Genomic DNA, 6,997 nt, shown 5'->3' with positions numbered 1-6,997 from the left:
CCATAGCGGGTGACAGCCCCGTATGCGAAAGTGATGTTAGAAGACTCGAGTAGGGCGGGACACGTGTAATCCTGTCTGAACATGGGGGGACCACCCTCCAAGCCTAAATACTCGTACATGACCGATAGCGAACTAGTACCGTGAGGGAAAGGTGAAAAGCACCCCGATGAGGGGAGTGAAACAGTACCTGAAACGGATTGCCTACAAGCAGTCGGAGCTCCTTTGTGGAGTGACGGCGTACCTCTTGCATAATGGGTCAGTGACTTAATGTATCGAGCAAGCTTAAGCCGATAGGTGTAGGCGCAGCGAAAGCGAGTCTGAATAGGGCGACTGAGTTCGATGTATTAGACCCGAAACCCGGCGATCTAGGCATGACCAGGATGAAGGTGCGGTAACACGCACTGGAGGTCCGAACCGATTAACGTTGAAAAGTTACCGGATGAGTTGTGTTTAGGGGTGAAAGGCCAATCAAGCCGGGAAATAGCTGGTTCTCCGCGAAAACTATTGAGGTAGTGCCTCGAGTATTACCGTGGGGGGTAGAGCACTGGATGGATGCGGGGGTCGCGAGATCTACCAACTCTAACCAAACTCCGAATACCCACGAGTACAGCTCGGGAGACAGACGGCGGGTGCTAAGGTCCGTCGTCAAAAGGGAAACAGCCCTAACCTACAGCTAAGGTCCCCAAGTCATCACTAAGTGGGAAAGCATGTGGGATTTCCAAAACAACCAGGAGGTTGGCTTAGAAGCAGCCATCCTTTAAAGAAAGCGTAACAGCTCACTGGTCTAAATAAGAGATCCTGCGGCGAAGATGTAACGGGGCTAAAGTGATGCACCGAAGCTTAGGGTGTGCGTAAGCACGCGGTAGCGGAGCGTTCCGTAGGCCTGAGAAGCGATCTGGTAATGGGTCGTGGAGGTATCGGAAGTGCGAATGCTGACATGAGTAGCGACAAACAGAGTGAGATGCTCTGTCGCCGAAAGACCAAGGGTTCCTGCGCAAGGCTAATCCGCGCAGGGTGAGCCGGCCCCTAAGACGAGCCCGAAGGGGGTAGTCGATGGGAACCACGTTAATATTCGTGGGCCTGGTGGTGTGTGACGGATCTCGTGAGTTGTCAGTCCTTATTGGATTGGACTGGCTTCGAAGAGGTCCCAGGAAATAGCCCCACTGTATAGACCGTACCCGAAACCGACACAGGTGGTCTGGTAGAGTATACCAAGGCGCTTGAGTGAAGTATCCTGAAGGAACTCGGCAAATTGCCTCCGTACCTTCGGAAGAAGGAGGCCCTGGCTCAGCGCAAGCTTTGTCAGGGGGCACAGGCCAGGGGGTAGCGACTGTTTAGCAAAAACACAGGGCTCTGCTAAGTCGGCTTCAAGACGACGTATAGGGCCTGACGCCTGCCCGGTGCCTGAAGGTTAAGTGGAGGGGTGAGAGCTCCGAAATGAAGCCCAGGTAAACGGCGGCCGTAACTATAACGGTCCTAAGGTAGCGAAATTCCTTGTCGGGTAAGTTCCGACCTGCACGAATGGCGTAACGACTTCCCCACTGTCTCCAGGATATGCTCAGCGAAATTGAATTCCCCGTGAAGATGCGGGGTTCCCGCGGTTAGACGGAAAGACCCCGTGCACCTTTACTGCAGCTTCAGAGTGGCATTAGGAAAGAACTGTGTAGCATAGGTGGGAGGCTTTGAAGCCCGGGCGCCAGCCTGGGTGGAGCCATAGGTGAAATACCACCCTGTTGTTTTCTGATGTCTAACCTCGCACCGTTATCCGGTGCAGGGACCCTCTGTGGCGGGTAGTTTGACTGGGGCGGTCGCCTCCTAAAGAGTAACGGAGGCGCGCGATGGTGGGCTCAGGTCGGTTGGAAACCGACTGTTAGAGTGCAATGGCATAAGCCCGCCTGACTGCGAGACTGACAAGTCGAGCAGAGACGAAAGTCGGTCATAGTGATCCGGTGGTCCCTCGTGGAAGGGCCATCGCTCAACGGATAAAAGGTACGCCGGGGATAACAGGCTGATAACCCCCAAGAGCTCATATCGACGGGGTTGTTTGGCACCTCGATGTCGGCTCATCACATCCTGGGGCTGGAGCAGGTCCCAAGGGTTTGGCTGTTCGCCAATTAAAGTGGTACGTGAGCTGGGTTCAGAACGTCGCGAGACAGTTTGGTCCCTATCTGCCGTGGGCGTCGAAATTTGAGAGGAGTTGACCCTAGTACGAGAGGACCGGGTTGAACATACCTCTGGTGTACCTGTCGTTCCGCCAGGAGCGCAGCAGGGTAGCTATGTATGGACGGGATAACCGCTGAAAGCATCTAAGCGGGAAGCCTCCCTCGAGATAAGATTTCATAGGACGGTCGGAGACCACGACCTTGATAGATCGGATGTGGAAGTGCGGTAACGCGTGGAGCTAACCGATACTAATTGTCCTATTCGCGCTTGAAAGTCCCACCATCAATGACAGCGTAGGTTTCGCCCTGCGTCCATTGAAGTGGATGATTATACGCCTGATTGGTTGTGCACGATCTTAAGAACCGCTTACCCGAATACACGCAGCACCTGCTTCATTGCCTGGTGGCTATAGCGTCAGTGAACCACCCGATCCCATCCCGAACTCGGCCGTGAAACCTGACTGCGCCGATGGTACTATTGCTTAAGCACTGGAAGAGTAGGTCGTCGCCAGGCATTGAAGCCGGTGTTGTGTGTGCACGGAAAAACGGACTCAAACGAACCCATTCACGATTTCTTCCCTGTCGACCGCTTGTCGATTACGGAAGCTACCCGTTTGGCGCGGGGTGGAGCAGCCCGGTAGCTCGTCAGGCTCATAACCTGAAGGTCACAGGTTCAAATCCTGTCCCCGCAACCAACGCAACGATAAGCAACAACGCCGCGCCTTCCCCAAGGCGCGGCTTTGTCGTGTGTGGGGTCGGCGACTGCCGGCGATCAGCGCGGCGAGCCACCTGCGCGCACCCAGGCGTCGTAGTTGGAGATCCGGCTTTCGATGCTCGGAATCCCCAGCCGGTCGGGGGTGGCCCTCGCAATTTGTAATATGCCCCCCTTCATCCAGGTCGATGTTCCGAAGGGTTCGCCGGTCTTGCGATCGATCTGCTTCGCACTGAAGACCTCACCGTCGAGGCCGACGACCAGCCACGGGTGGTTGCCCGTGTAGGCGCGCGGCTTCCAGCCGCGCAGGATCTGCATTCCGGGGCTATAGCCATTGTCCTTCATGGTCTTGCTGCCGCTGACGATGGTGCCGCTGATCGTCCCGTCGGCGCCCAGCACCGTTTCAATCACGCCACCGTATTTGCGCGAGGTCCAGCGCCCGAGAAGCGGCGCCCAGCGACGGCACTCGGCGACGTAGCGATGCGGTGGCGGCTGATCGCACACATTCGCTACCGATGCACTAGCAGCCGGTGCTGTCGGCTTGTCCGCCACCGGCACGCCAGTTGCTCCGGGTGCAGTGGTCGGCGGCACTGGCTCGGGACACACCGGCTGCGGCGGATTGGCGATTGCCGCGCGGCGCCGGGCGAGTTCGGCCTTTCGCGTCGGCGACGTCGCGGCGCGGATCGCGCGGTCGAAGGCGACCAGCAGCCGGTCGCGGGTGCCGTTTTTGCCGCATTGCGCGCGATATTCGGCCATCAGGTCGCCGAGCGTGCGCGTCTGGCCCTGGGCGGCGACAGCAGTAGGCATGGTTGCCGAGATCGTCACGAAGACGATGGCAGACAAGGTCTTGAGATCGATCGTGATCATGGGGCGGTCCTCGGTTGACGGTTGGGGTCTGGTCAATCGCTAGCTAAAAGTCCCAGTCGGTACGCACATGATGCAAACGTACCATCGCGTGATATTTCTCGATCAGAAGTCGGCGAGCAGGCGGACCAGCTCGGCCTGGCGTCGCACGCCGGTCTTGTCGAATACCTGCTGCAGCTGGTTGCGTGCGGTGTTCCGCGTCACGCTGCGCGCGTCGGCATAGCCGGTCAGGCTGCCGCCGCCAGCGATGTGCAACGCCAACACGGCTTCGGAACGCGTCAGGCCATAGCGCGTGGCCAGCCGCTCGCCGCGCGCGCGCTCATCGTCGGGAACCTCGATCGTCAGATCGATGCCCATTTCAGCATAATCGCGCGCCACTCCGGTGATGATCTCGACCGCGCGCTCCGCCATCTGAGGGTAGAGCCGCCCGTAATCGGCGAGTTGATCGGATGCGGAGACCATCGCCTGCACGGCTTTGCGGTCGGTCCCCTTGATGCGCATTGTCGCCACCCCCAACATCTGTGACAATAGTCCAGATTGCCTTTCGGGGAAATGCGGATGGCGGCGCTCGCGCTCGACTTGCCGGGGGTCACTGTCGCGGCCATGCCGCGCCGGACGCCGTGGCTGCGCCATATGTTGCTTGAACTGGGCGTCGCGCTGCCGTGGCAAATCGGCGGCGCGCTGATTGCGGCGGAACTGTCGCGGGCGGCGCGGATCGAAGACCGCGGTGCGCGTGCCGCGCGCTACCGGCATTTGCGCGAGCGCTTCGTTCGCGCCGACGCGAGCGGCATCGCGCTGATGAATGTCGCGATCCAAGGGCTGTCGGTCGAGCGCCCGCTGGCGCGCGGGGCCGGGCTGTCGTCGATCGACGGCCCTGACTTCGGGGACGATGCGCTGCTGCTCTATGTCCCCGGCGGATCGTTCGTGGTGCCGCGCAGCCCGCATTTCACGGCGATGGTCGCGCGGGTCGCGCGTGCCGCCGGTATCCGCGCAATCGTGTGCGACTATCGGCTGGCGCCCGAGCATCCGTGCCCCGCAGCGATCGACGATGTCGAGACCGCGATCGAGGTCGCGGTGGCGCAGGGCCATGCGGCGGAGCGTATCGTGCTGATTGCCGAGTCGACCGGCGGCGGCGTTGCGCTGGGGGCCGCGCAGCGCCTTGCCGCGCGGGGCGTGTCGCTCGGTGGGATGGCGCTGTTGTCGCCGTGGCTCGACTGCGATCCGGAGCGGGGCGACATTCCGCCGGTCGCGCGGCTATGCGCCCGGCTGTACCTGAACGGCGCCGATCCCCGCGATCCGGCCATCAATCCCGCGCGCGGCGCGATGGGCAAGCTGCCGCCGATCGCGATCCACGCCAACCGCCATGACCCGATGTTCGTCGATGCCGAGCTGCTCGCCCGCCGTGCGGCGGCAGCCGGGAACTCGGTCGAGTTGCGCTGGTGGCCCGGACGGATGCACGTCCTCGAACGCCATGACGACCCCGACGCGCGTGCCTCGATCGCGGCACTCGCCGATTTCGTCGTCAGACAGCTGGGCTACCGGCGGGCGGCCTAAGCAAGATCATGGAGTGCCGGGTGCGGATCAGTTCGACCAATAGACATATTCCTGGCCCTTCTTCCACGGCGCGTTGAGCGGCACGTCGATGCGGATCGGCGCCTCGATCAGCGCGGGCCAGAGCGGCTTGCGCTGGTCGCGGTCGTGGGCGGCGATCAGCGCGCGCATCGCCTTCACCCGATCGGGCTGCGCCATTGCATGATCGCGCCGCTCGGTCGGATCGGTGCCGAGGTCGTAGAGCCACGCCTTGTCGGGCTTGCCGGCGACCTGAAGCTTCCAATTGCCCTCGCGTACGACCTTGTTGTCGCCCGATCGCCAGAACAGGATCGAATGCGGGGCGGCACCGCTGCCGGCTTCGGCGCTGGCGAGCAGGCTGGCGCTGTCCATCGGCCGGTCGCTCGGCACCGCGACGCCCGCCGCGGCCGCTGCGGTCGCGAAGATGTCGACGTGATGGGCGGGGCCGGTCAGCGTCGTCCCGGGCTTGATCCGCCCCGGCCAGCGCAGGAAGAAAGGCACGCGCAGGCCGCCTTCGAAATAGGTCGCCTTGTAGCCGCGGAACGGCGCGTTGCTGTCGGCGATGCCCGTGTACCAAGCGCCACCATTGTCGCTGGTAAAGATGACGAGCGTATTGTCGTCGAGCCCCTGCTCCTTGAGCGTCTGCAACACGCGGCCGATGTCGCGGTCGAGCTGGCGGATCATCGCGCCGTACACGCGCTGGGTATGGTCCTTGATCTGCGGCAGCGCGTCGTAATCGGCCTTGGTTGCCTGCAACGGCGTGTGCGGCGCGTTATAGGCGAGGTACATGAAGAAGGGCCGGTTGCGATTGGCCTTGATCGCGGCGATCGCATTGTCGGTCCAGTAATCGGTCAGATGCCCCTTGGGCGCAAAGCGCTGGCCGCCGTTCCACTGCACGGCATAGGGCAGGTTGGGCCACAGGAAGCGGTCGATCGGATCCCAGGGCAGCTTGGCGTTGACCACGCCAGGGTCGTTCGGGTCCATGAACATGCCGCCGCCCGCCAGAAAGCCGAGCGCTTCGTCAAAACCCTGACCGGTCGGCTGAAGCGGCTTGGCCTCACCCAGATGCCATTTGCCGATCTGGATCGTGTGATAGCCATTCCCTTTCAGCAGATCGGCGATCGTGATCTCGCTCTGCGGCACGCCCATGTCGGGGTAATCGATCAGATCCTTGGTCAGCTCTTCGTGAAAAATCCCGCGAGGGTGATCATTTTCGGCCCTTTCACCGCGCGACACCGCGCGCGCGAACTGGACCGGGACGGCAGTGAATTCGAAGCCGAAGCGCGTCGGGTAGCGCCCGGTCATGATCGCCGCGCGCGACGGGCTGCACGTCGCATTGGCGGCATAGCCGGTGTCGAAATTCGCGCCCTCGCGGCCGATCGAATCGATGTTGGGCGTGGGCACCGCGCCGCCTGCCACGCCACCGCCGAAGAAGCTGATGTCGTTATGGCCGAGATCGTCGGCGAGGATGACGATGATATTGGGCGGCCGCTTGCTCGCCGCCGGAGCCTCAGGTCCCTTGGCCCAGGCGACGTCGTGATAGGGCTGGATCGGATCGCGCCAGCGGCTGATGATGCCGGGGATGTAATATTTATACTGCTCGAACACGGCATAGCCGACCCCCGCCAGCACCGCCAAAACGCCGAGCCCGATCCAAAGCCGCCGCATCATCGCTCTCCCTTTCGGGCAT

General features: G+C 61.8%; 4 protein-coding genes, 1 tRNA gene and 2 rRNA genes (1 of these 7 only partly in view). 4 read left to right on the top strand and 3 right to left on the bottom strand.

Annotation, left to right across the window (positions count from 1 at the left end):
- The 3 genes from AX672_RS16395 to AX672_RS16385 all read left to right on the top strand — a co-directional run.
- Positions 1-2,435 (top strand): 23S ribosomal RNA (locus AX672_RS16395) (it extends 355 nt beyond the left edge of the window).
- 126 nt (positions 2,436-2,561) lie between these two features.
- Positions 2,562-2,676: ribosomal RNA gene (rrf, locus tag AX672_RS16390) — 5S ribosomal RNA — on the top strand.
- Between the two features lie 104 nt (positions 2,677-2,780).
- Positions 2,781-2,857, top strand: a tRNA-Met gene (locus AX672_RS16385).
- Positions 2,858-2,934: 77 nt separating this feature from the next.
- Here AX672_RS16385 and AX672_RS16380 read toward each other — a convergent pair.
- Positions 2,935-3,741, bottom strand: coding sequence for a hypothetical protein (locus tag AX672_RS16380; protein WP_066653191.1), 807 nt, complete (start codon positions 3,739-3,741; stop codon positions 2,935-2,937).
- Between the two features lie 102 nt (positions 3,742-3,843).
- Positions 3,844-4,239, bottom strand: a complete 396-nt coding sequence (locus tag AX672_RS16375; RefSeq protein ID WP_168727520.1) for a helix-turn-helix transcriptional regulator — start codon at positions 4,237-4,239, stop codon at positions 3,844-3,846.
- 57 nt (positions 4,240-4,296) lie between these two features.
- On the opposite strand from AX672_RS16375, the gene AX672_RS16370 reads away from it, so the two are divergent.
- On the top strand, positions 4,297-5,292 hold the full coding sequence (locus tag AX672_RS16370; RefSeq protein WP_066653185.1) for an alpha/beta hydrolase fold domain-containing protein: 996 nt from the start codon (positions 4,297-4,299) through the stop codon (positions 5,290-5,292).
- 27 nt (positions 5,293-5,319) lie between these two features.
- On the opposite strand, the gene AX672_RS16365 is transcribed toward AX672_RS16370, so the two are convergent.
- Positions 5,320-6,975 (bottom strand): sulfatase-like hydrolase/transferase, encoded by a 1,656-nt coding sequence (locus AX672_RS16365; protein WP_066653312.1) that lies wholly within the window; start codon positions 6,973-6,975, stop codon positions 5,320-5,322.
- Positions 6,976-6,997: the final 22 nt, after the last annotated feature.

Source organism: Sphingomonas sp. CCH10-B3, assembly GCF_001556185.1.
Lineage (GTDB): Bacteria > Pseudomonadota > Alphaproteobacteria > Sphingomonadales > Sphingomonadaceae > Sphingomonas > Sphingomonas aquatica.
This window is presented reverse-complemented; position numbering and strand designations above follow the sequence as displayed.

Excerpts from the sequence above, each read along its gene's own strand:
- AX672_RS16380 (WP_066653191.1), bottom strand. The coding sequence starts at position 3,741 with ATGATCACGATCGATCTCAAGACCTTGTCTGCCATCGTCTTCGTGACG.
- AX672_RS16375 (WP_168727520.1), bottom strand. The coding sequence starts at position 4,239 with ATGCGCATCAAGGGGACCGACCGCAAAGCCGTGCAGGCGATGGTCTCC.
- AX672_RS16365 (WP_066653312.1), bottom strand. The coding sequence starts at position 6,975 with ATGCGGCGGCTTTGGATCGGGCTCGGCGTTTTGGCGGTGCTGGCGGGG.
- AX672_RS16370 (WP_066653185.1), top strand. The coding sequence starts at position 4,297 with ATGGCGGCGCTCGCGCTCGACTTGCCGGGGGTCACTGTCGCGGCCATG.